The 24,462-nt window shown below is 43.0% G+C and carries 17 protein-coding genes; 16 read left to right on the forward strand and 1 reads right to left on the reverse strand.

The genetic code is table 11. From position 1 onward, the window contains the following. Positions 1–41 precede the first annotated feature (41 nt). The 14 genes from DFO73_RS06535 (at position 42) to DFO73_RS06600 (ending at position 18,227) form a co-directional block, all read left to right on the forward strand. Positions 42–1,505, forward strand: a complete 1,464-nt coding sequence (locus tag DFO73_RS06535) for an arabinan endo-1,5-alpha-L-arabinosidase (RefSeq protein WP_181395938.1) — start codon at positions 42–44, stop codon at positions 1,503–1,505. A gap of 25 nt (positions 1,506–1,530) precedes the next feature. Next, entirely contained in the window at positions 1,531–3,786 is a 2,256-nt protein-coding gene (locus tag DFO73_RS06540) for a glycoside hydrolase family 127 protein (protein ID WP_110063967.1), read from the forward strand. A 496-nt stretch (positions 3,787–4,282) separates the two neighbouring features. Next, positions 4,283–5,986, forward strand: a complete 1,704-nt coding sequence (gene araB, locus DFO73_RS06545; RefSeq protein ID WP_110063968.1) for a ribulokinase — start codon at positions 4,283–4,285, stop codon at positions 5,984–5,986. Continuing rightward, positions 5,971–6,666, forward strand: coding sequence for an L-ribulose-5-phosphate 4-epimerase (araD, locus tag DFO73_RS06550; protein ID WP_110063969.1), 696 nt, complete (start codon positions 5,971–5,973; stop codon positions 6,664–6,666). Before araB ends, araD begins: the two co-directional genes overlap by 16 nt. Positions 6,667–6,735: 69 nt before the next feature. Further along, on the forward strand, positions 6,736–8,220 hold the full coding sequence (gene araA, locus DFO73_RS06555; RefSeq protein WP_110063970.1) for an L-arabinose isomerase: 1,485 nt from the start codon (positions 6,736–6,738) through the stop codon (positions 8,218–8,220). Between the two features lie 180 nt (positions 8,221–8,400). Further along, entirely contained in the window at positions 8,401–9,888 is a 1,488-nt protein-coding gene (locus DFO73_RS06560; RefSeq protein ID WP_110063971.1) for an alpha-N-arabinofuranosidase, read from the forward strand. A 21-nt stretch (positions 9,889–9,909) separates the two neighbouring features. Beyond that, positions 9,910–10,182, forward strand: a complete 273-nt coding sequence (locus tag DFO73_RS06565; protein WP_110063972.1) for a DUF6171 family protein — start codon at positions 9,910–9,912, stop codon at positions 10,180–10,182. Positions 10,183–10,369: 187 nt separating this feature from the next. Then, positions 10,370–11,422: an aldose epimerase family protein gene (locus DFO73_RS06570; RefSeq protein ID WP_110063973.1), complete on the forward strand. Its 1,053-nt coding sequence runs from the start codon at positions 10,370–10,372 to the stop codon at positions 11,420–11,422. 30 nt (positions 11,423–11,452) lie between these two features. Continuing rightward, complete coding sequence (locus DFO73_RS06575; RefSeq protein WP_110063974.1) at positions 11,453–12,679, forward strand: sn-glycerol-1-phosphate dehydrogenase; 1,227 nt, start codon at positions 11,453–11,455, stop codon at positions 12,677–12,679. Positions 12,680–12,696: 17 nt separating this feature from the next. After that, a complete protein-coding gene (locus tag DFO73_RS06580) occupies positions 12,697–13,647 on the forward strand; it encodes a glycoside hydrolase family 43 protein (RefSeq protein ID WP_110063975.1) in 951 nt (316 codons plus the stop codon). 27 nt (positions 13,648–13,674) lie between these two features. Continuing rightward, complete coding sequence (locus tag DFO73_RS06585; protein ID WP_110063976.1) at positions 13,675–14,625, forward strand: glycoside hydrolase family 43 protein; 951 nt, start codon at positions 13,675–13,677, stop codon at positions 14,623–14,625. Between the two features lie 166 nt (positions 14,626–14,791). Further along, positions 14,792–16,147, forward strand: a complete 1,356-nt coding sequence (locus DFO73_RS06590) for an MATE family efflux transporter (protein WP_181395939.1) — start codon at positions 14,792–14,794, stop codon at positions 16,145–16,147. A 41-nt stretch (positions 16,148–16,188) separates the two neighbouring features. Continuing rightward, positions 16,189–17,163, forward strand: a complete 975-nt coding sequence (locus DFO73_RS06595) for an aldo/keto reductase family protein (protein ID WP_110063977.1) — start codon at positions 16,189–16,191, stop codon at positions 17,161–17,163. Positions 17,164–17,312: 149 nt separating this feature from the next. Further along, entirely contained in the window at positions 17,313–18,227 is a 915-nt protein-coding gene (locus tag DFO73_RS06600) for an ArsR/SmtB family transcription factor (RefSeq protein WP_110063978.1), read from the forward strand. A gap of 66 nt (positions 18,228–18,293) precedes the next feature. Here DFO73_RS06600 and DFO73_RS06605 read toward each other — a convergent pair whose 3' ends face one another. Further along, positions 18,294–20,843, reverse strand: a complete 2,550-nt coding sequence (locus tag DFO73_RS06605) for a LamG-like jellyroll fold domain-containing protein (RefSeq protein ID WP_110063979.1) — start codon at positions 20,841–20,843, stop codon at positions 18,294–18,296. A 375-nt stretch (positions 20,844–21,218) separates the two neighbouring features. On the opposite strand from DFO73_RS06605, the gene DFO73_RS06610 reads away from it, so the two are divergent. After that, a complete protein-coding gene (locus tag DFO73_RS06610) occupies positions 21,219–22,160 on the forward strand; it encodes a family 43 glycosylhydrolase (RefSeq protein WP_110063980.1) in 942 nt (313 codons plus the stop codon). A gap of 293 nt (positions 22,161–22,453) precedes the next feature. Further along, entirely contained in the window at positions 22,454–24,460 is a 2,007-nt protein-coding gene (locus tag DFO73_RS06615) for a methyl-accepting chemotaxis protein (protein WP_110063981.1), read from the forward strand. The last annotated feature ends 2 nt before the right edge of the window (positions 24,461–24,462 follow it).

Raw genomic sequence — 24,462 nt, forward strand, 5'->3', positions numbered from 1 at the left:
CTCTTAAACAGAACAAAATATATATAAGTGCGGGGATTATTATGAACAAAGCGGGAAAAGCAGCTATCTTTGCAGCGGTCACAGCATTGTTGTTATTTTTAGGCTTTTATCTAATTGATATAAACAATCAACCAGAAGGCAAAGACCTTTCGAATTTGAACCTGCCTTCTCCTCCTGCTGTGAATCCTTTAAACAAGGTAAACACCGATATCCTTTATAAGGAAGAGGCGTGGACGACTAATTTCACTCATGATGGAGCCATTATCAAAACAGGAGATTGGTTCTATGTGTTTTCAACGGATTATATGGTTGGAGCTCCGCCAACACCTGGAATTCAGGTGAGAAAGTCCAAGGACTTAATTCATTGGGAGTTCGTTGGCCGTGTGTTTGATCAGGTCTCTGAAGAGGCATGGAAATGGACAAAAGGAACGACTTTTTGGGCACCAAACATTATCGAGATGAATCATAAATTTTATTTATACTATTCCGTTTCCGAAGTTGGGAAAAGAAACTCGTACATAGGTCTGGCTACCAGCAGCTCCATAGAGGGTCCCTGGAAGGATGAGGGGGTTGTATTTAAGACAAGGGAAGGCGATAAATACACGGTCAATGCGATTGATCCCGATATAGTCATGGGTAAAGGTGAGAAGGCCTGGATGGTGTATGGCTCTTATTTTGGAGGCATTTTTATCACGGAGATTGACCAGGTGACCGGGAAATTGGTAAATCCCAATGAGGAAGGGACGCTTATTGCCCAAAGGAAAAATATGAATTTTGGAATTGAAGCTCCCGAAATTATTTATAACCAGGATACGGATTATTATTATTTAACCGTTTCCTATGAGTGGCTTGAAGATACCTATAATGTAAGGGTAGGCAGGTCAAAAAACGTTACGGGACCGTATACCGATTTCAACAATAAAGATATGACTGATCTCAGTGATGATTCTTTTGATACAGGCATCAAATTGGTTGGAGCTTATTCATTTGAAAACGACACAGGCTGGCTCGGTACGGGCCATAGTGCTTTTTTAGAAGATGACGAAGATTTTTATTTAATTCATAACGCTAGAGCAGGTGAGGATAAATATTGGTCGCATTTGCATGTAAGAAAAATAGTCTGGACTGAAGATGGCTGGCCAGTTGTCTCCCCTGAACGCTATGCAGGTGAAACAGAACAAAAAGTAAAAGAGTCCCAACTTATTGGGAAATGGGAACAGATTATCCTGCCGAGATATGATGATAGGATGCAAGGTTCAGAGAAATTAATCTTAAAGAAAAAAGGAGAAATAGAAGATGAAAGCGGCAGAAGCAAATGGGAGTTAAAAGAGGACAACACACTGATCCTTTCTGTTTATGAGCCAGGTGCAGTTCCAGGCGATTTTTGGACATATAAAGTAAAATTGCTGCCGGCATGGGATTGGGAGAATTGGAATCCGACTTTGATATTCACGGGCATGGATCAAGAAGGAACTGTTATTTGGGGAAAGAAACGATTGGACTAATATATAGCAAAGAGGAGCGATAAATATGAAGGTGAAAGGATTTGACCTTAATAGAGTCCGTATAACAGGTGGGCCGTTCAAGAAGGCAATGGAGTTAAATAAGGAATATTTGCTGCAGCTTGAACCTGATCGATTGCTTTCCCGATACCGTGAATATGCAGGTTTGCAGCCAAAGGCCGAGAACTATCCCGGATGGGAAGCACAAGGCATTTCGGGACATACCCTTGGACATTACTTGTCTGCCTGTTCGATAATGGGCGCTGCCACTGGAGATGAGCGTTTTTTTAAACAAGTACATTATATAGTGGATGAATTGGAAGATTGCCAGATTGCGAATGGCAATGGCTATATTGGCGGTGTTCCGCGCGGGAAAGAGATATTTGAAGAAGTGAAGGCAGGAGACATTCGCTCTCAGGGTTTTGATTTAAATGGGGGCTGGGTTCCGCTATATTCCATCCATAAAATATTTGCAGGCCTGCGTGATGCTTATAAATATGCCAAGAGCGATAAGGCGCTGCAGGTTGAATCGAAGCTGGGGCTATGGCTCAGCGATGTATTTTTAAATCTGGATGACCAGCAGGTACAGGAAGTACTGAACTGTGAATTTGGCGGAATGTCTGAAGTACTGGCCGATCTTGCAGAAGATACTGGGGATGATCGTTTCTGGAAGTTGTCCGAACGATTCCACCATCATGAAATATTAAACCCTCTTGCTGAGGGAATAGATAATCTGGCAGGAAAGCATGCAAATACCCAAATCCCTAAAATCGTTGGTACTGCCCGCCAATACGAATTATCCCAAAATGAAGTTTACCGCCGGACCTCCGAATTCTTTTGGAACCAGGTTGTCCACCGTCACTCTTATGTTATCGGCGGAAACAGCATGAATGAACATTTTGGCCATCCGGGCCAATTAAGTGACCGCCTTGGAGCGAATACATGCGAAACCTGTAATTCTTACAATATGTTAAAACTGACAAAGCATCTTTTTCAGTGGAATGCTCTTGCAGAACAGGGGGATTTCCATGAGCGGGTTTTATATAATCATATTTTAGCTTCGCAGCACCCTGCCGAAGGAACTGTCACCTACTTTGTTTCCTTGGATATGGGCGGCCATAAAGTCTATAACTCTAAGTTTGAAGACTTTACCTGCTGTGTCGGATCGGGTATGGAGAACCATGCGAAGTATGGGGAAGGTATTTATTTCTATGGCGATCAGCAATTATATATCAATCAATTTATCCCATCCAGGCTAGAGTGGAGCGAAAAAGGGATCGTTATCAACCAAAGTACTGATTTTCCTGAAAATGGTTCCGTTAAAATCGAAGTAGAGTGTTCCAAGTCTGCAGCTTTCTCTCTTTTTATCCGCCAGCCATACTGGGCAGAAAAAGGGATGACGGTAAAGGTCAATGGCGATATGGTGGAAAATGATAGAAACCCCTCAAGTTTTATTGAGATTGAACGCCAGTGGAAGAACGGCGATACAGTAGAATTGGAAGTTCCAATGACCTTGCGTGTGGAAAGAATGGCTGACAATGAAAATAGAATGGCCATTATGAAAGGACCGCTTGTTCTTGCTGGTGATCTTGGCCCTAGTGATGAGGGCAATGATAAAACCGATCTTTTATTTACCCCTGTTCTAGTCACAGATGAGGAAGATGTCCTACGCCATTTAAAAATGGTCAAGGATAAGAATCATCATTATGCTATGGACCAGCTTGGTTATCCTAGGGATGTGACGATATCCCCTTTCTACCAATTGCATGATCGAAGCACAACTGTGTATTGGGATGTTTTTACAAAAAAAGAATGGAAAGAGAAAGAGATCTCTTATAAATCCTCTGTTGAAAAGAAACAGGAGCTGCAGCAGCGGACAGTAGATTTTTTCCAGCCCGGAGAAATGCAGCCGGAGCGTGACCATGAATTTGAAGGGGAGCATGTTGGCTATGGAATACTCTCCAACCGAAAATACCGGGATACATGGCCAGGGGGATCTTTTTCTTTTACGTTAAATGTGCTGCCTGACCGGCCCAATCATCTCCTTGTCATGTATACAAAGGAGATTGAAAACATGAATTCCTTTGATTTGACGATCGATGGAGTCAAACTGAAAAAAGGAGAAGTTGTACTAGAAGAATTGAATACGTTTGTATTGGTAAAGTACGGACTGCCACTGCTCAATCTTACTGCAGGAAAGAAAACTGTAAGGGTCCAATTCAGGGCGCATGAAGGGCAAAAAGTGCCGAAGGTCTTTGGGGTACGGGTGTTGAGAGACAGCTAATCAAGGATTTTTTGTAATGTTTAGGCTCTGTTAAGGCTAATTGTCGATTTAGTACCATGTTGATTGGAGCAGAAGGCGCGAGATTCCACGAAAATCATTGGGATTTCCTTCGTGCGATGTATACTCTTTCATGCGGGAAAAGTGTACCCCGCAGGCTTAAAAAGCCGAGGAAGCTCCCGGTAGCCGCGGATAGCGAGTGCCTGCATGAGAAGTCAACACGCGAGTTTTAACAGAGCCATTTTTTAAATTGTTCACACTTATATAAAAACTTTTCAATTAATTTATTAAAAATACCATTGAAAAAATATTCATAGGTGGTAAAATCAAATTAGGTTATACGTACAAGTTGAATATTCATATATCATGTACGGATAAATTTCTATAATTGTGCAAATTGATTTTTCGAGCTTCATAGTTGTTAGGACTAATCTATGAAACTCGATTTATATTTAAGTTTTAATGAAAACGCATTCTTAGTAAAGGCAAGGTGGTACCGATGGCTAAATATTCAATTGGTGTTGACTATGGAACGCAATCAGGAAGAGCAGTCCTTGTTGAGATTGGAACAGGCAAAGAGGTTGCAACAGCTGTAAAACCATACACTCACGGAGTAATGGATGAGTTTTTGCCCGACGGCACAACAAAGCTTGAGCATGATTGGGCCTTGCAGCATCCTTCAGATTATCTGGAAGTTTTACAGATTACCATACCGGAAGTATTAGAGAAAGCACGAGTTTCTCCTGATGATGTGATCGGATTGGGCATAGATTTTACAGCGTGTACGGTCCTGCCGATTGACTCTGTTGGAACGCCATTATGCTTGAAATCGGAATTTGCGGGAAATCCCCATAGTTATGTGAAGCTCTGGAAGCATCATGCTGCACAGGATGAAGCCAATCGCTTGAATGAAATAGCGGAGCAGCGGGGGGAAAAATTCCTGCAGCGATACGGCGGAAAGATTTCTTCTGAATGGATGATCCCTAAGGTATGGCAGATTTTAAATGAAGCACCTGAGATTTATGCTGCAGCTGACCAGATCCTTGAGGCTACTGACTGGGTTATTTATCAATTGACAGGAGGGCTTAAACGAAACAGCTGTACAGCTGGTTATAAAGCTATCTGGCATAAACAGGAAGGCTATCCGTCTAAGGATTTCTTTAAAGCTCTGGATCCCCGTTTGGAGAATGTAGTCGAAGATAAGTTATCAACTGAAATCGTTCCGATTGGATCGAAAGCAGGTGAAATTACGGAGGCAAGTGCCAAGCTGACCGGCTTAAACCCGGGAACAGCTGTTGCTGTTGCCAATGTTGATGCTCATGTGGCTGTTCCAGCTGTTGGGATAACTGACCCCGGAAAAATGCTGATGATTATTGGTACTTCAACCTGCCATATTGTATTAGGAGATAAAGAAGAAGTTGTTCCCGGCATGTGCGGTGTTGTTGAAGATGGCGTGATTCCAGGATATATGGGATACGAAGCAGGGCAGTCTTGTGTAGGGGACCATTTTGAATGGTTTACTGAAAATTGTGTTTCAGATAGCTACCAGGAAGAAGCAAAAGAAAAAGGAATCAACATCCATCAGCTGTTAACAGAAAAGGCAGGTAAATTGATGGTTGGTGAAAGCGGTCTCTTAGCGCTTGACTGGTGGAACGGGAACCGTTCAACGCTAGTGGATGCAGATCTTACCGGAGTGCTTGTGGGAGCTACTTTATTAACGAAGCCGGAAGAAATCTATCGTGCTTTAATTGAAGCTACAGCTTATGGTACACGCATGATCGTCGAGACATTCCGCAGCAATGGTGTCCCTGTTGATGAAATGTTTGCTGCAGGCGGCATTGCAGAGAAAAATGCCTTGATGATGCAAATTTATGCGGATGTATTGAATATGGACATTAAAATATCGGCTTCTTCTCAAACCCCTGCTTTAGGATCTGCGATGTTTGGCGCTGTCGCGGCGGGAAAAGAGCGCGGCGGTTATGACAGCATCCAAGAAGCAGCGAAAGACATGGGAAGAGTTAAAGAAGAAGTTTATAAACCAATATCTAAAAATTCTGAGGTATATGATCAGCTTTTCAAGGAGTATGCCCGCCTTTATGAATACTTTGGCAAGGGTGAAAACAATGTCATGAAAACATTGAAAAAAATCAAAAGCACGAGTGCTGCAGGAAAGAGGGCTGATACAGTATGCTCGACCAATTAAAACAAGAAGTACTTGAAGCAAATCTTGATCTTCCAAAGCATGGCTTGGTCACTTTTACCTGGGGAAATGTAAGCGGTATTGACCGTGAGCAGAACCTTGTTGTCATTAAGCCGAGCGGAGTCCCCTATGAAGACCTGAAAGCGGAAGATCTTGTTGTGGTTGATCTGGATGGAAATATCGTTGAAGGTTCTTTGCGCCCTTCCTCTGATACAGCAACCCATCTTGCACTCTACCGCGCTTTTCCAAGGATCGGAGGAATTGTCCATACCCACTCGCCATGGGCGACAAGCTGGGCGCAGGCGAGCCGTCCCATTCCCCCGCTTGGAACCACTCATGCAGACTATTATTATGGAGAAATTCCATGTACACGGGAAATGACTCAAAAAGAAGTGGAAAGCGCTTATGAATTGGAAACTGGAAACGTCATTATTGAGACTTTCCAAAAGAAAGGCTTGGATCCACTCGCTGTACCGGGTGTACTTGTGTCAAACCATGCTCCATTTTGCTGGGGAAAGGATGCTCATCAGGCTGTACATAATGCAGTCGTATTAGAAGAAGTAGCTAAAATGGCTCTTCAAACATTCCAGCTTAACCCGGCTGTTCAATCAATGGACCAGTTTCTTCTGGATAAGCATTATCTAAGAAAGCACGGGGCTGCCGCTTATTATGGACAAAAATAGCTTTACTTGTACGGATAAGTTTAAGTATTTCGCTTTTAACACTAGAAGACTTATATAGGGGGAGTTACCTTGTTAACTACTAAAGCATATGAATTTTGGTTTGTCACTGGAAGCCAGCTGCTATACGGAGAAGATGTTCTTAAGGCGGTAGAAGAAAATTCAAGGACCATTGTAAATGGTCTGGACGATGATTCTTCTATTACATATAAACTAGTTTTTAAATCAGTGGTTAAGGATTCTGAAGCAATCCGCAGACTGGTCCTTGAAGCCAATGCTGATGAGAATTGTGCAGGGATTATTACATGGATGCATACCTTCTCGCCTTCAAAAATGTGGATTGCAGGATTATCTGCCCTGCAAAAGCCGCTCTTGCATCTTGCTACTCAATTTAACCAGGATATTCCTTGGGATTCCATTGATATGGATTTCATGAACTTAAACCAATCTGCACACGGTGACAGGGAACATGGTTTTATCCACAGCCGGATGAAGATTAAGCGCAAGGTTGTGGTTGGCCATTGGGGAAACCAGGAGGTCAAAGAGCGGATCGGCAGCTGGATGAATACGGCCGCTGCTGTCGCAGAAAGCAAAGTCTTAAAGGTTGCCAGATTCGGTGATAACATGCGCCAGGTAGCTGTAACCGAAGGCGATAAAGTAGAAGCGCAAATTAAATTTGGCTGGACTGTCAATGGCTATGGAGTCGGTGACCTGGTTGAATATATGAATGCCGTCACAGAAGAAGAATTAAATCAGCTAATGGCCGAATATGAAGAGAAATATGACATCTCCCCTGAAGGACGTACTGAGGGTCCTGTTCGGGACTCCATCCGCTACCAGGGAAGAATTGAACTGGGAATGAAAGCCTTCTTAACTGAAGGCGGATACACAGCTTTCACGACAACTTTTGAGGATTTGCATGGCATGAATCAGCTTCCTGGCCTGGCTGCCCAGCGTTTAATGGAGCAAGGCTATGGATTTGCGGGTGAAGGAGATTGGAAAACCGCAGCTCTTGTAAGATTGATGAAAATCATTGCTGGCAACAAAGGCACTTCCTTCATGGAAGACTATACGTATCATTTTGAGCCGGGCAATGAACTTGTTCTTGGTGCCCATATGCTGGAGATTTGCCCGACCATTTCTGCTACGAAGCCAAGGATTGAGGTTCATCCGCTTGGAATTGGCGGCAAGGAAGATCCTGCAAGAATCGTATTTGATGGAAAAGGCGGTTCTGCTCTGAATGCATCGATTATTGACCTTGGACATCGTTTTCGTCTCCTAATTAATGAAGTTGATGCCGTACAGCCGGAAAAGGAAATGCCTAATTTGCCTGTAGCGAGAGTCCTTTGGAAAACCCAGCCATCTTTAAGCCAAGCTGTTGAGAACTGGATTCAGGCCGGCGGAGCGCATCATACTTGCTACTCTTACCATGTCACAACCGAGCAGCTGATTGATTTTGCCGAGTTAACGGACATTGAGGTACTCGTCATTAATAATGACACCAACACGCATGCTTTCAACAACGAATTGCGCTGGAACGACTTAATCTATCGTTAATCATTCATGTTCAAGTGAATCTTTTAAAAGCATTAAAGGCTATTAGAAATAATAGCCTTGATGTTTGCTATAGACCATACATAAAGGTGCATCCCAACACTATTATTAAAGAGCGATGAGCTTCTATAAAGGAATGAATCATTCCCTGTTTTTTCAAAAAAGCATTAGGAGGCAGGTTCCATGGAGAATAAAGTAGTTATCAATGCTGATATAAAAAAGGCAACGATTAATAAAAATATTTATGGCCATTTTGCAGAACACCTGGGAAGGTGTATTTATGAAGGAATTTGGGTGGGAGAAGATTCCTCCATACCGAATACGAAGGGAATCCGCAATGATGTTCTGGAAGCATTAAAGCAAATTAAAGTACCTGTGCTTCGCTGGCCGGGCGGCTGCTTCGCCGACGAATATCACTGGAAAGATGGCGTGGGTCCCCGGGAAGACCGTAAACGAATGGTGAATACGCACTGGGGCGGTGTGGTTGAAAACAATCATTTTGGAACGCATGAGTTTATGCTCTTATGTGAGCTGCTGGATTGCGAGCCATATATTTGCGGAAATGTCGGAAGCGGAACAGTTCAGGAAATGTCTGAATGGGTTGAATACATGACATTTGAAGGCGAGTCGCCAATGGCAAACTGGCGGAGAGAGAATGGCCGTCAGGAGCCATGGAAATTAAAATATTTCGGAGTAGGTAATGAAAACTGGGGCTGCGGGGGCAATATGCGCCCTGAATATTATGCAGACCTTTATCGAAGATATCAAACGTATGTAAGAAATTATGGCGGGAACAAAATTTATAAAATTGCCGGCGGTGCCAATGTCGATGACTATAATTGGACAGAAGTGTTAATGAAAAACGCCCATTGGCTAATGGATGGACTAAGCCTGCACTATTACACGATCCCTGGGGACTTCTGGCTGGGAAAAGGCAGTGCACTTGATTTCCCGGAAGATGAATGGTTCATCACCATGAAAAAAGCTCTTCATATGGATGAGCTGATCACGAAGCATAGCACGATTATGGATAAATACGATCCGCAAAAACGGATAGGCATGATTATTGATGAGTGGGGAACGTGGTTTGATGTTGAGCCAGGAACCAACCCGGGATTCTTGTACCAGCAAAATACCATTCGTGATGCTCTAGTAGCGGGACTGCATTTCAATATTTTCCATAATCATGCAGAGCGCGTCCAAATGACGAATATTGCCCAAACCGTGAATGTGCTGCAGGCAATGATCTTAACTGAAGGCGAAAAAATGATCCTTACGCCAACCTACCATGTATTTGATATGTACAAAGTCCACCAGGATGCTGAACTTCTTTCTGTAGATTCCAAGTTCGGAACATATGAATTGAATGGTGAAACTTTGCCGCAAGTCACGGTTTCCGCTTCTAAAAATGCTGAAGGAAAAATACATGTCAGCTTGTGTAATATTGACCATCAAAATGAAGTTGGGCTCGACTTGGACCTTAGAGGGATTAGTGCGGGTGAGACAAAGGTTAATGGAATAATCATTACGGCTGACAAGATGGACGCCCATAATACCTTTGACCAGCCAGATGCTGTTAAACCGGCAGAGTTTACAGGTGTCAGCATGGAAAATAATAAATTGGCCATCAAACTGCCGCCAATGTCTGTGGTTACATTAGCGATTGAATAGGACCTAAAGGAGAGAAGAGAAGTGAGCAAACGAAATCCATGTAAAGGCTGTGTCGATAGCGTCATTGTCACGGAGGAAGTCATCCGGGAACTCGTGAGGGACACGGAGGAAAATGCGATGCTGATTGTTTCCGAGGAAGTCTATCAGGCCAGAATATCGGCATGTGAAAGCTGCGATTCTCTTCGTTACGGTACCACCTGTGCCCATAGCGGATGTATTGTCCGCTATCGGGCTAAATTTAAAAACAAAAGCTGCCCGTTTTCCGGGAAACCCAAATGGGATAAGGTAAGTTAGTCGAGCGGAATCATGGCATTCTACCTAAACTAGATGTGTTTTAAATTTAGGGAAATGGTCATTCGCCTGACAAAACGTCAATAATGGATACCCTTTCCATATCTTCACTGTCCTCTGTGGCGGTAAAGGTATGGAATGCTTTTATTTAAACGTTTTTTCCATGAAAGAAAGAGGAGGAAGGCAAAGTATGGAGGTAATCAAAGAAGAGTTTGGAAAACTTGGAGAGCAAACCGTCTTTAAATTCACTCTAAAAAATGAAAAAGGTTTGGAATTCAGCTGTCTGAACTATGGATGCGTCATTACAAAAATCATGGTTCCTGACAGGGATGGCAACGTTGAAAATATTGTCCTCGGTTATGACACGCTGGAAGAGTATATTGAGGACTCCTATTTCCTGGGAGCTGTTATTGGACGAGCAGCAGGACGTATTAAGGGCGGTTCCTTTGAACTGGATGGCAAGAGCTATTCATTGGCACAAAATGAAAACACCAATCATCTCCATGGCGGTTTAAAAGGATTTAATCGAATTGTTTGGGATGCAGAAATCTTGAAAAATGAGCAGGAAATTGGTGTCCGCTTTTCATATATGAGTCCGGATGGGGAAGAAGGCTACCCTGGCAACCTGAAAGTTGCAGTTACCTATTCCCTAAACAATCAGAACGAGTTAACCATTCGTTATGATGGAAAGTCTGATCAAAAAACTCTCTTAAATATGACCAACCATTCGTATTTCAATTTGAGCGGGAATCTTAAACGAGATGTTTTACAGCATACCTTGAAAATAAAAAGCGACAAATACCTCCCATTGACTGATGAACTGCTGCCTACAGGAGAAATAGCGGAGGTGCAAGGCACTCCTTTCGACTTAACGGCCAATCGTTTCATCCATACAGGAGCAGCTTCCTCACACCCGCAAACCATCCTGGCAGGGAAAGGGTATGATCATCCGTTCCTATTAAGTGCCCGTCATGACCAGGAAATTGTCTTGACCGACGAGGAAAGCGGAAGGACCTTAACGATTGAAACGGATGAAGCAGGTGTGGTCGTTTACTCTGGAAACCAATTGAAAGAAGCGGGCGAAATATTTGGTGCGCCATGCCGCAAATACCTCGGTATTTGCCTGGAAACACAAGGCCACCCTAATGCAGTTCACCATCCTCAATTCCCTTCGTGGATTCTCGATAAGGATGAAGAATATAAAACAGCCACTGTCTATAAATTTGGAACAGGTGAAAATTAATAAGCCAAATAAGAGCAGGAGGGACGGAAGATGGAAAAATATATGGAGGATATTAGGGACCTTGCCCGAACGTGTCAGTGCGGAAATCCACATAATTATATTCCAATTGAAAAGATCTCCATAGGAAAAGGTGCATTAGCGGAAGCCGCTGCTTACCTGCAAGAGAAGGCATTTAAAAAAGGTGTGATCATAGCAGACGAAAAAACCTTCGCAGCCGCAGGAGAGGGTTTGTCGCAATCGCTAGACAGAACAGGGATAAAGCTTATTGTTAGTCTTATAAGGCCTGACGAAAATGGCGATGTTGCAGCAGATGAGAAATCATTGGTCCAGGCTTTATTGGAGATTCCTTCAGATACGGATGTAATTTTTGCAGTCGGGGCAGGGACACTCCATGATATTGCCCGCTTCTGCAGCGCTAAAATGGATATCCCCTTTATTTCTGTCCCTACTGCCCCTTCTGTTGATGGTTATACCTCAATAGGGGCTCCATTGATCGTCAAAGGTGTAAAGAAAACATTTCAGATGACTTCCCCAATCGCTGTTTTTGCCGATCTGGATATTTTGCTAAAGGCACCAAAGAAAATGATTGCAGCTGGTTTCGGGGATATGATCGCCAAATTTACTTCACTTGCTGATTGGCGATTTGGCCATCTTGCTGCAGGAGAGCCGTATTGTCCTCTTGTGGCGGAAATGACCCGCCAATCGCTGGACTCCTGTATAGCCAGCATCGATCCTATTGCAAAAGGCAAGGAGGAAGGGATAAGGTTATTGATTGAAGCCCTTATCAAATCCGGGCTGGCCATGCTGGTCTTTGGGCAGTCGCATCCAGCTTCCGGCGGTGAGCACCATTTATCCCATTTTTGGGAAATGGCATTTTTAAAACAAAACCGGCCGGCTGTGCTTCATGGAGCAAAGGTAGGTGTATCCGCGGCCTTGCTTTCAGACATTTACAAACAGGAGTTTATCCAGTCTTTAAAGAATCCTGTTAAATTGGAACGAAATTCAGCAGCCAATAAAAATATAGTCAAAAATATCAATGACCATCTTGAGGAAATTCTTGATCTCTATTCAGCTATACCAGGTGCATTCCAAATCCGGGGCTGGCTTGAAGCGCTAGGCGGAGAAAGTTTTCCAAAACAGCTTGGAATTGACCAAGGCCTGGTGGAAAATAGCTTATCGGAAGCGCATCATTTAAGGGATCGTTTTACAGCATTAAAATTTTTAAATGAAGTTATAAAGCCCTCATGTAAAACTTGAAAAGAAAGGTGATATTCATGCAAAAACTAGAAACTTTTCGAAATCCTGTCGTTGAGCAGCGAGCCGATCCATGGGTGTATAGGCATACAGATGGTTATTACTATTTTACAGCCTCTGTTCCCGAGTACGACCGGATTGAATTGAGAAGGTCCAAAAGCATTCAAGGGCTAGGAGATGCATCACCAGTCACTGCCTGGAGAAAGCATGAAAACGGTGCAATGAGTGCCAATATTTGGGCTCCGGAGATCCATTATATTGATGGAAAATGGTATATCTACTATGCTGCTGCCCGTGAGGATGCTATTTTTGACCATCGTATGTATGTCATTGAAAATGACGCCGAGAACCCTTTAGAAGGCAATTGGGTCGAAAAGGGCCAGGTGAAAACAGACTGGGAATCCTTTTCACTTGATGCCACAACGTTTGATCATAAAGGGCAAAGATACTATGTTTGGGCGCAAAGAGACCCTGAAATTGCCGGGAATTCAAACCTGTATATTGCCAAAATGGCCAATCCATGGACGAGTGAAGGGCCACAGGTGATGATTGCAAAACCTGAGTATGATTGGGAAACGATTGGCTTCCTGGTTAATGAGGGAGCGGCTGTTATTAAGAGAAATGGAAAGATTTTTATGACTTACTCTGCGAGTGCAACCGATTTTAATTATTGCATGGGTCTGCTGGAAGCAGATGAAAATAGCGATCTATTAAATCCGGCATCCTGGGTCAAGTCAGAAACACCTGTATTCCAGACAAGTGAGGAAAATAGCCAGTATGGACCGGGGCATAACAGTTTTACGGTCTCAGAGGATGGCAGCCAGGATATCCTTATATACCATGCCCGCAGCTATCGTGATATTGTTGGGGATCCCCTTTGGGACCCGAACCGGCATACACGTGCCCAGGCTTTCTCCTGGAATGAAGATGGGACACCGAATTTCGGTGTACCCGTTCCGGATGAAAAATAGGAACTATACCAAAGAAGGGAGAGAAAAATGATGGATAAAAACGCAAATAAAAATCTGATTATAGAACAGAGAGCCGATCCATGGGTATACAAGCATACGGACGGCTATTATTACTTTACTGCTTCCGTTCCTGAATACGACCGCATTGAGGTTAGAAGGTCAAAAACCATAAAAGGAATCAAGGAGGCAGAACCTGTCGTTGCCTGGAGGAAGCATGAAACCGGGCCAATGAGTTCCTTGATATGGGCACCGGAAATTCATTATATCAATGGCAGCTGGTATATTTATTTTGCGGCAGCCAAATCAAAAGAGATCATCAATGGACTTTTTGACCACAGGATGTTTGTCATTGAAAACAAATCGGCTAATCCGCTTGAAGGCAACTGGGAGGAAAAAGGCCGGATTAAAACCGATTGGGAGTCATTTGCTCTTGATGCTACCTCTTTTGAGCACAAGGGAGTGCAGTATTTGGTCTGGGCCCAAAAAGACCCGCAAATTAAAGGAAACTCAAACCTTTACATTGCTCCTCTGGAAAACCCGTGGTCAATCAAAGGGCCGCAAGTCATGATTGCGAAACCGGAATATGATTGGGAAACAATTGGCTTCTGGGTGAATGAAGGGCCTGCTGTTCTAAAGCGCAATGGGAAAATCTTCATCTCCTATTCCGGAAGTGCGACGGATGAGAATTATTGCATGGGCCTTTTAACGGCAGATGAAGATTGTGATGTATTGGATCCGGGTTCATGGAGCAAAACAGAAGAGCCTGTTTTTAAGACATGCCTTGAGACAGGGCAATATGGCCCCGGGCATAATAGCTTTACAGTTTCCGAGGATGATACGAAGGATATTCTCGTCTACCATGCAAGAACCTATACCGAGATTGTCGGCGATCCATTATATGATCCAAACCGGCATGCCCGGGCTCAGGAGTTTGCCTGGAATGAAGATGGGACACCGAACTTTGGTTTTCCTAAATAACCCGGTTAGTCTTGAAATCTAAAAATATTCTATTAGGGATGGGGGAAGGTTCATATCAAATGTTGGTATGAATCTTTTTCTATCCGCTGAAGGAAGCGTTGGACAGCTAGATGTGTTTGTAGAGGCTGAGCAAGGCGCTTACGCTTTTAATTAGAAGGTGGTCCATATGGGAAACTCAATTGAATACAGCCAAAAGACGCTCTCGCTAAGGGCAATTACATGGCCTCTTTTTATTGAATTATTTTTGCAGATGATCATGGGAAGCACAGATACCATCATGCTTTCCTATGTTTCCGATGAAGCGGTCGCGGCTGTAGGTGTGGCGAACCAGCTTGTCTTTTTTGCCATTTTGATTTTCAGTTTTATCTCAACGGGCACTGCGGTACTGATTTCACAATATTTAGGCGCCAATCGGCAAATGGACGCCAAACAAGCTTCCGGCATCTCCATCACCATCAACCTGGGAGCAGGACTCCTGGTCAGTGTCCTTATGGTTCTTTTTCAAGAGCGCTTGCTAAGTATATTCCGATTGGACTCCTATTTACTCGGAATGGGAATCACCTATTTATCGATTGTGGGTGGAACGCTGTTTTTTCAGGCATTGCTTGTTACTGTTTCTTCTATTCTAAGAGCCTATCAATTTACGAGAGAAGCGATGTTTGTCGCGATTGCAATGAATATTGTCAATTTAACAGGCAATGCTGTGGCGATATTTTTCCTGGATATGGGTGTTCAAGGCGTGGCGCTTGCAACCGCGGTCAGCAGGGCTGCTGCTTTGGGCCTCGCGTTTTATTTCCTATACAGGAGGCTGCCAATAAAAATTGTCTTGAATGATTATGTCAGTTTTCGATGGCAGCAGATTAAAAAGATATTAAAAATTGGTTTGCCTGCAGCCGGTGAACAGATGAGTTATAACACAAGCCAAATGGCCATGACTGCCATTATTGCACTAATGGGGGCTGCTGCCTTAACAACCCGGGTCTATACCTGGAATATCATGTCTTTCATTTTATTGTTTGGTTTAGCGATCGGCCAGGGAACTCAGATTTTAATTGGCTACCGGGTAGGTGCCGGCGATTTTGACGGGGCTTATCGCCAGCTGTTAAAAAGTTTGAAATACAGCTTTATTATTACGATTTTCATAGCAATCCTTATCTCTATATTTAGAGTTGAACTGCTAGGCATTTTTACGGATAACCGGCAGATTATAGAGATTGGCAGCCAATTATTATTGCTTTGCTTAATTCTTGAACCCGGCAGGACACTTAACATTGTTGTGATCAACTCGCTTCGTGCCACGGGTGATGCTGCATTTACGGTCATCTTTGGTGTGATTTCGATGTGGGGCATTGCCGTCCCTACTTCCTATATTTTAGGCATACATATGGGAATGGGGCTTGCTGGAGTCTGGATTGCTTTTATTGCAGATGAGTGGTTTAGAGGAATTATTATGTATTTCAGATGGAGAAGCAGGGCGTGGGAGAAAAAGGTTTTGGTTGATAAACCAAGGGCCGCAGTTTAGCTGGCGTAAGAGGGTGCACTTTTCAAAAAGGAGGAATACTTATGAAATACAGAAGGCTTGGGAATAGCGGGCTGAAAGTCAGTGAAATCGGGTTAGGCAGCTGGTTAACGTACGGAAAGGCTGTTGAAGATCAAACTGCACATGAATGCATTCATAAAGCTTATGAATTGGGGATCAATTTTTTTGATACCGCCAATGCGTATGAAGGCGGAAAAGCGGAAGAAGTACTGGGGGAAGCTTTAAAGGATTACACTAGAAGCAGTTATGTTGTTGCTACAAAAGTCTTTTTTTCAATGGGAAGCGGGCCGAATGATAGAGGGCTTTCCAGAAAGCATATTATAGAGCAATGCAATGCAAGCTTGAAGCGATTGGGCCTGGAGTATATCGATCTCTATCAATGCCACCGCTATGATGCCGAAGTTCCGGTGGAAGAAACGCTTTACGCACTGGATGACCTGGTGAAGCAAGGAAAAATTCTTTATGCGGGAGTAAGTGAATGGAGCGGAGACCAGATTAATAATGCGATAGAAATTGGCAAGGCGAATCAGTTAAGGCCGCTTATTTCCAACCAGCCGATTTATAATATGCTTGAAAGATACATCGAGCAGGAAGTTCTGCCTGTATGTATGGAAAAGGGAATCGGCCAAATTGTGTTTTCTCCTTTAGCTCAAGGCATCCTGACAGGAAAATACAAGCCAAATCAGGAAAAGCCTTTAGACAGCAGGGCTGCTAATGATTCGGTTAACGGAGTCATCAATAGTTACTTCCGGAACGATGTTTTAGAAAGTGTTCAAAGAATCAGCAAGCTGGCTGAGGAGCTGGGAATTACACTTGGCCAATTATCCCTTGCCTGGATTCTGAGGCATCAGGGGATCAGCTCCGCGATTATCGGAGCAAGCCGCCCTCAGCAAATTGAGGAAAATGTAAAAGCTGTAGATGTCGAGCTCGATGAGGAGACACTGAAAAAAATTGATCAAATTTTAGAAGAAATCAAAGGGTTTGCACCATTGAGGTAAGGTGTCCTGAAAAGAGAAAACGAAAGAGCATGCAAGAGCGTGCTCTTTTTTTTGCCAAAAGAGAAATTGAATATAAATATTGTATATCCTCCCCTGTAGATGTATGATAATTAATACATTTATTAACGATTATTAAGGGAGTATTTTACATGAATTTACACCTATCGGAGCAGTCACTGCCCGTCTTTGAAGCACTCGCAAGCAAAGTTCGAATAAAAATGGTTCATTTATTGGCGGAGAAGCCGTTGAATGTGAAGGAATTGGCTCAGTCCCTGGATCTCAGCAGCGCCATTATGACCATGCATGTAAAAAAGCTTGAAAAGGCAGGAATCATTACGACCGAAATGGTCCGCGGAAAAGCAGGAGCCCAAAAAAGATGCATTCTTCGTGTTGAAAAACTGGAGGTTATTTTTCCTTCAAAAGAAAGGGAACAGAAAAAGTTTCACGAGACTGAAGTCTCCGTTGGCCATTATACAGATATACAAGTAGAACCAACATGTGGTTTGGCCACAACAGAAAAGATTATCGGGGAATTTGATGAACCTCGCTATTTCCTTCATTCTGAACGCATGAACGCTAAAATTTTGTGGTTTGGCAAAGGCCATGTCGAGTATAAGCTTCCGAATTTCCTTCTAAAAAACCAAGACCCGAATGAACTTGAAATTTCATTGGAATTATCATCTGAAGCACCTTTTACAAACAGCAATTGGCCATCAGATATCTATTTTTATCTAAACGGTGTTTTATTAGGAAAGTGGACAAGTCCGGGAGATTTCGGAGATAGCCGCGGAAAACTTACTCCTGCCTGGTGGCCAAGCGATGTGAATCAATATGGGCTGTTAAAGCGCCTTCGTGTGGCAGCAGAGGGTACATATATGGATGGAATGAAGATTTCTGAAGTTAGCCTTGGTGACGTTGATATCCGTGAAAAACAGTGGGATTTTCGGATTGCCGTCCAGGAGGACAGTGAAAATGTGGGAGGCGTTACCTTGTTTGGGGCTGGATTTGGAAATTATAATCAAGATATTCTCTTCCGTCTTTACTATGATGAAAAAAGGGATTAGCGTAAAAGGCAAAAACACAAGAGGCTGCATGGCAGCATCTCTTGTGTTTTTTTAAGCTTCTTCTATTTATTTGTTTCCTGCCAAATCAGCAAGCTGTCCAGGTGTTAACGCACCTTCATATACACGTAATTCATCCATCATGCCTTTAAATGGTGTATCCCACCAGTTAACTCCAAGGCTGAATTGAGCATTGCTTGTTGTAAAGATATTTGAGAAGCTGCTTCCAGTGAACTTTTCAGCGCCGTTTACGTAAAATTTAATGACTCCGTTATCCACCGTAAAAGCCAAATGGCTCCATTCGCCCGTTTTAATCGTCATCCCTGCAGGGGCGTCATACCATCTGCCGCTTCCTGACCAGACCATTGTATTTCCGCCGGCCGGGCCATTCGGGACAAGGCTTACCCAGTTATTGCTGTCCTTTGCTCCAAAAAACGCAGTCGTGTACATCGTTAATTGTTCAGGTTTTACCCAAAGAGATACAGAATACTGGTTGCCTGTGATAAGCCCGTCTGGCAAACGTACACCAGATTCTCCATTAAATATAGCGGATTTTCCATTTATGCCATCACCATAAGTAAGGGTTCCGCCAGTATGATCAATCCGATTTCCTGTAACGCTGCCCTCGCCGAACTTTCCGTTGCTGTCATTCAGGCTGTCTTCAAAGCCATAATGGGCAACCAAATTTGCTTCGTCATATGGCAGGATGGTAATGTTGAACGTTTTGGCTGCTGATGCTTCACCCTTTGTAATAGTAGCCGTCAATGTCGCCTGCAGTGGTTCGGCCCCCGCTTCAGGACGGTTGATTTCCCCGGTGTTAGTGATTACATTTGAATTAGATGTTTCCCACGATATGCTGGAGTTTCTTGTCCCAATAACAGGAAGAGCAAGATTAGAAATCACTTGATCCGTATCACCAAGATCCAAATCAGCTACAACATCTGCGACAATTTCTTCGTCTGTTTTATCAGACAGCTTGCTTCCCCAGATAGATTTTCCTTCATCTGACAATGCCGTAAATGTCATCACATAACGTTCTGAAACCGGGTCAAATTGTCGAACGAATACACCTTTATACGTACTGCCATCAATGATGATTTCTGCTTCATTGTGGGCTGTCTTCTCCCAGGTGCCAGTCACATCTCCGGAAATACTGTTGTCCTTATTCAAAGAAATATAAACAGACTTTTCAATTGCAGCAGAATACGATTTCCCTTGATTGATAAATTTGTATTCACCAACCAGGTCTTGCCGGTTTACCTTCTCCAGCGTTTCACCTGTATAACGATACGGTGCAACCACTGGCCATCCATCTTTATTCATGAACATTTGATGAACGCGAACCTCATGGTATTCACCTGTTTGGGGGAAACGGCTATGGAAAACCAAAAACTGCTGTCCTGTTTCTTCGTCCAGAAAGACGGAGTTATGGCCAGGGGATAGATAGCCGACCCCTATTCCTGTGCCTTCATCCCCAACGTTTCGTTCAAACAAAAAATTCCCCATAATTTTATTTCCATAAGGAGAGTTATCTGTATTGGATGGAAGAACAGCGTCCTGTCCGGAAGTATCCAGATAAGGGCCTTCCGGGCTTGCCGCACGGAACTGTCTCATGTTATATCCGCCGTCTGCGCCTAACCATCCATAGGTTACATATAAGTAGTAATAGTCAGTCTCTTTATCATAGACCACATAAGGGCCTTCTCCGGATTTTCCAAAGCCGCCGGCAATCTTTGTTCCAAAATACCGGTCAACCATACGGCCATCAGAAGTCGTTCCATCTTTGCCAGGATAGATCGCTTTACCTGTTGTCTCATCGATCTCAAGGATAAAGATTCCGCCAGACCAGGAACCGTAGGTCATCCATAGCTTTCCGTTTTCGTCATAAAATAAGTTGGCATCAATCGCATTTGGAAATTGTCTGTTGGCATATGATCCATTGCTGTTGAACCAGCCGTCTCTTGGACCGGCTAATGTGCCATCTTCGATAAGCTGGCTAATATTCGTGTTGGTCCATTTCTTATTTACTGTACTGTTATGATCGTACGCTTCTTCCCTTGTAAAACCGGAATAAACAATCGTATCGACATACTTGTATGGACCTTCAATATTTTTGGATACAGCATAGCCAATTGCGGAACGAATATAGGTGGAGGAGGCGCTGTAATAAATCATATAGGCTCCCTTTGTTCCATCCTCATTCAGGTAATTTTCATTCCAAAACACATCCGGAGCCCAGACAGCAAAACCGCCTTTGCTATCCGCGTCGTCTTCGCCGGCCCATTTAAATGAACCCGCGAGGTTTTTGGACAGGTCGCCGTATAGAGAATTATTAGGAGTTGTATAGCCATTCGTAAATGACTCCCAATTGATCAGGTCGGCTGACTTGGCAGCTTCAATGTGAGAACCAAACACATAATAAGTATTACCCTCTTTGATGATGGAGGGATCATGAACCGAGACATTTTGAAAATCAGGCGCAGCCCCTTGTTTATCAAGATAAGGTTTGTTGCTTTTTTCGCTTGGCTGGCCTGAATTCATGCCAGAAACTGAACTTGGGATGATTAATATAAGCATTAAGAATAAAAGAATGAATCTCCGTAATGATTTTCTGTACATATAGGCTTTCTCCCCTCGATTAATTTATAACTATTTACTTGCTGCCGAGCTGGTGTTTCGTTTGCAGTTTTTGTTTATCCCCCCTCATTTTTAAACGCTTACAATTTTCTTAATTATTAATATATTTATTAATATATTAATAATACTAGAAATAATGGTGTTTCACAATGTTACTATTCTCTTAATTTAGATAAATAAGCTGGTTTTTTGAACTAAGTCCAGTCTATTTTTCCATGATTAGTTGGATATAAGCTTTTTTATGCTTTTCTGTTCATATCATTAATATTATACTTAAGTGAGTAATATATAAATTAATCATTTAGGTGAAAAAGAAGTGAAAAGAATAGGAATTGCTAAAAGGAAGGGGAATCCAGGATGTTTAATACAAAAGGTTTTGCGGGCGTAAACTTTTATGAAATGGATTGGGACTTAAAGGGTGATTTATTGGCGCATGACCCTGTCCTCGCAAAGGAAGGAAACAAGTGGTATGTATTTCATACCGGAAATGGAATCCAAATAAAGTCATCCGAGGATGGATTTCAATGGAAACAAGAAAAACCGATCTTTTCTTCTTTGCCGGAGTGGGCAAAGCAATATGTACCAGAAAAAACGGAAGATAGTATTTGGGCTCCGGATATATCCCTGTACAATGGAACTTATTATCTTTATTATTCCGTTTCCACTTTCGGAAAGAACACCTCAGCAATTGGCCTGGCAACGAATACAACTCTTGACCCGGAAAATCCCGATTATGAGTGGAAGGATGGAGGGTATGTAATTCACTCTGCAGCCTCTGATGATTATAATGCCATTGATGCCAATTTGATTGTTGACCAGGAAGGGCTTCCTTGGTTGAATTTTGGTTCATTCTGGTCTGGAATTAAGCTTATAAAATTGGATCCGGAAACCATGAAACCGGCCAAAGGGGCGGAACTTTTGACGATTGCAAGCCGGACGGAGCAGCCTAATACCATTGAAGCCCCTTTTATCGTCTACCGAAACGGTTTTTATTATCAATTTGTCTCATTTGATTTTTGCTGCCGGGGAGTGGAAAGCACTTATAAAATTGTTGTCGGCCGCTCGAAGGATATAACAGGGCCATATGAAGATAAAAGTGGAGTCTCAATGCTGCAGGGGGGCGGAACGGTAATCGACGCAGGCTGTGAACGGTGGATAGGGCCTGGTCATTGTGCGGTGTACTTCTCCGGTGACTCAACAATCCTTGTCAATCATGCCTATGATTCTTTACTGGAAGGGAAGCCCCATTTGCAGATTCGCCCGCTGCATTGGGATGCTGAAGGCTGGCCCTATTTGTAATTGCATTTAATTTGCGGGGGCCTTTTTTAAAAGATATCGTTTGTGAAAAGGTTCCTTATCAAAATATAAATATTCTATAGAGCTTATTTCTAAATTATTATTAGGGTTTTCTAAAAAGAGTTGCTGCCTGATTTGCAGTAACTCTTTTTTTAGCAGATAAAATAACTTTGAAGGAAAAAAGAACTATTTATTTTTGCAGAATTAAGAAAAAGGCCACAAAAAATGACGATTCCTGTCGATATAAATAATGGAGATTTTTAGAGGTAGAGTAAAAGTTAAGAAAGGAACTAGCTATGAATAAGAAAAAACACAAGAAACAGCCGGCAAAAAAATCGCTATTTTCATTTACGATCAGAAAGAAATTAATGCTATCATTCATTATTATCCTCCTTATCCCTTCCATATCAATCGGATACACATCCTATCTAAAAGCACAGGAAGAGATTAAAAATCAGATTGCAATGAGTGCGGATGAAAATGTGAAAATCCTTGATGCATTTATTATGAACTTTATAAAGCCGAAGATGGCAGATACCAATTATTTTTCAACGAGATTAAAAAAGGATTTTTATAATGAAGAAGAGCTGGATGAGACGATTAATTCCTTTAGCCAATATAAAGAGCTTCATCCGGAAGCGGTAGCTATCTATGCCGGTTCTGAAAATGGCGATCTTGTGATCTATCCAAGGGCAGACCTGCCAGATGACTTTGATGCAACGACTCGCCCCTGGTATCAGGGAGCTATGGAGGCAAAAGGCCAAGCCTATATTACTGAGCCATATGTTGATGCAGTTAGCGGAGATATTTTGATAACGGTTGCCCAAAAGCTTGGCGATCGTTCCGGTGTTATAGGGATTGATTTAAGTCTTTCTGCCTTAAGTGAGCTGACAGACAACATTGCCATCGGAAAAGAAGGGTACCCTTTTATCCTTAGTGCAGCTGGGAGCTATTTAGTTCATCCGTCTGAAGAAACGGGAACAGAGGCAGATGCCAGCTGGACAAAGGAAGTGCTGGAAAAGGAGAAAGGTCAGGTTCAATATACATTGGATGGTGTGAGAAAAGAGATGCGCTTTACCACCAATGAACTAACTGGAATGAAGGTTATTGGGACGATGAATTTGGATGAGATTAGTTCGGCTGTCCGGCCTATACTATTGTCCACTATTCTGTTCGTGGGGATTTTCATTTTAGTAGGAGCAGCTATTTCTTATATGATTGTTCGTTCGATCACCCGTCCGCTGAACCAGCTGGTACTGGCAACGGATAAGGTCAGCGAAGGCGATTTGACTCAGAAGTTTGACGTGAAGAATAACGATGAAATCAGTAAGCTGGGCATGAGTTTTAACAAAATGGTTCAATCTTTACAGCACCTGATCAATCAGGTTGGGGAAAAGGCTGTCCATCTTGCTTCCTCATCTGAACAGCTGACAGCCAGTTCCGAGCAAAACAATATGGCAACCGAACAGGTTGCGAACTCCATCCAGGAGGTAGCATCCGCGACAGAACAGCAGACTGAAAAGGTTAAAGAAAGCACGGCTGTGGTAAAAGATATGTCCAGCCGCATTCAGCAAATCATGTTAAATACAAACATTGTGGCAAAGACGGCTAATGAGACAAACGAAGTTGTGGTAAAAGGAAATTCGGCTATTGATTTGTCGACCAGCCAAATGAAGAATATTAATAAAACAGTTAGTGAACTAGGGTCAATCGTTCATACATTAGGGAAGCGCTCGGAAGAAATTGGACAGATTGTCAATGTTATCTCCGAGATTGCCGATCAGACGAATTTGCTGGCACTTAACGCTGCCATTGAAGCGGCAAGAGCGGGTGAACACGGCAGGGGATTTGCCGTGGTAGCTGATGAGGTCCGCAAATTGGCAGAACAATCGTCCAAATCAACCGAGAGCATTCGAGAGTTAATCTCAACCATTCAGACCGACACGAACAGTGCGATCTATTCCATGGAAAAAGGTACGGCCGAAGTAGAAAAGGGCATTGACCTTGTCAACAACGCCGGAGATGCCTTTAGCCATATCCAGCAATTCGCAGATACCGTATCAAGCCAGATTGCCGAAGTTTCGGCTTCAATAAAAGACATGGCTGAGGGAGCCGACCAGGTAGTTGAAATCGTCAGTGCCATTGAGGAAATTGCAGCCGTCACAACTTCAGAAAGCCAGGACGTATCTGCTGCTACGGAAGAACAGCTCGCATCCATGGAAGAAATTGCAGCCTCTGCAGCATCGCTTTCGGGAATGGCCGAGGAATTATTGGATTCTATTAAGAAGTTTAAGGTAAATTAAAA

The organism is Cytobacillus oceanisediminis, assembly GCF_003182355.1.
GTDB classification, from domain to species: Bacteria; Bacillota; Bacilli; order Bacillales; family Cytobacillaceae; genus Cytobacillus; species Cytobacillus oceanisediminis_A.

Bases quoted from the DNA above. Each gene is read 5' to 3' on its own strand.
- araB (WP_110063968.1), top strand. From the start codon at position 4,283: ATGGCTAAATATTCAATTGGTGTTGACTATGGAACGCAATCAGGAAGA.
- DFO73_RS06590 (WP_181395939.1), top strand. From the start codon at position 14,792: ATGGGAAACTCAATTGAATACAGCCAAAAGACGCTCTCGCTAAGGGCA.
- araD (WP_110063969.1), top strand. From the start codon at position 5,971: ATGCTCGACCAATTAAAACAAGAAGTACTTGAAGCAAATCTTGATCTT.
- DFO73_RS06585 (WP_110063976.1), top strand. From the start codon at position 13,675: ATGATGGATAAAAACGCAAATAAAAATCTGATTATAGAACAGAGAGCC.
- DFO73_RS06570 (WP_110063973.1), top strand. From the start codon at position 10,370: ATGGAGGTAATCAAAGAAGAGTTTGGAAAACTTGGAGAGCAAACCGTC.
- DFO73_RS06540 (WP_110063967.1), top strand. From the start codon at position 1,531: ATGAAGGTGAAAGGATTTGACCTTAATAGAGTCCGTATAACAGGTGGG.
- DFO73_RS06595 (WP_110063977.1), top strand. From the start codon at position 16,189: ATGAAATACAGAAGGCTTGGGAATAGCGGGCTGAAAGTCAGTGAAATC.
- DFO73_RS06575 (WP_110063974.1), top strand. From the start codon at position 11,453: ATGGAAAAATATATGGAGGATATTAGGGACCTTGCCCGAACGTGTCAG.
- DFO73_RS06610 (WP_110063980.1), top strand. From the start codon at position 21,219: ATGTTTAATACAAAAGGTTTTGCGGGCGTAAACTTTTATGAAATGGAT.
- DFO73_RS06560 (WP_110063971.1), top strand. From the start codon at position 8,401: ATGGAGAATAAAGTAGTTATCAATGCTGATATAAAAAAGGCAACGATT.
- DFO73_RS06535 (WP_181395938.1), top strand. From the start codon at position 42: ATGAACAAAGCGGGAAAAGCAGCTATCTTTGCAGCGGTCACAGCATTG.
- DFO73_RS06580 (WP_110063975.1), top strand. From the start codon at position 12,697: ATGCAAAAACTAGAAACTTTTCGAAATCCTGTCGTTGAGCAGCGAGCC.
- DFO73_RS06605 (WP_110063979.1), bottom strand. From the start codon at position 20,843: ATGTACAGAAAATCATTACGGAGATTCATTCTTTTATTCTTAATGCTT.
- DFO73_RS06615 (WP_110063981.1), top strand. From the start codon at position 22,454: ATGAATAAGAAAAAACACAAGAAACAGCCGGCAAAAAAATCGCTATTT.
- DFO73_RS06600 (WP_110063978.1), top strand. From the start codon at position 17,313: ATGAATTTACACCTATCGGAGCAGTCACTGCCCGTCTTTGAAGCACTC.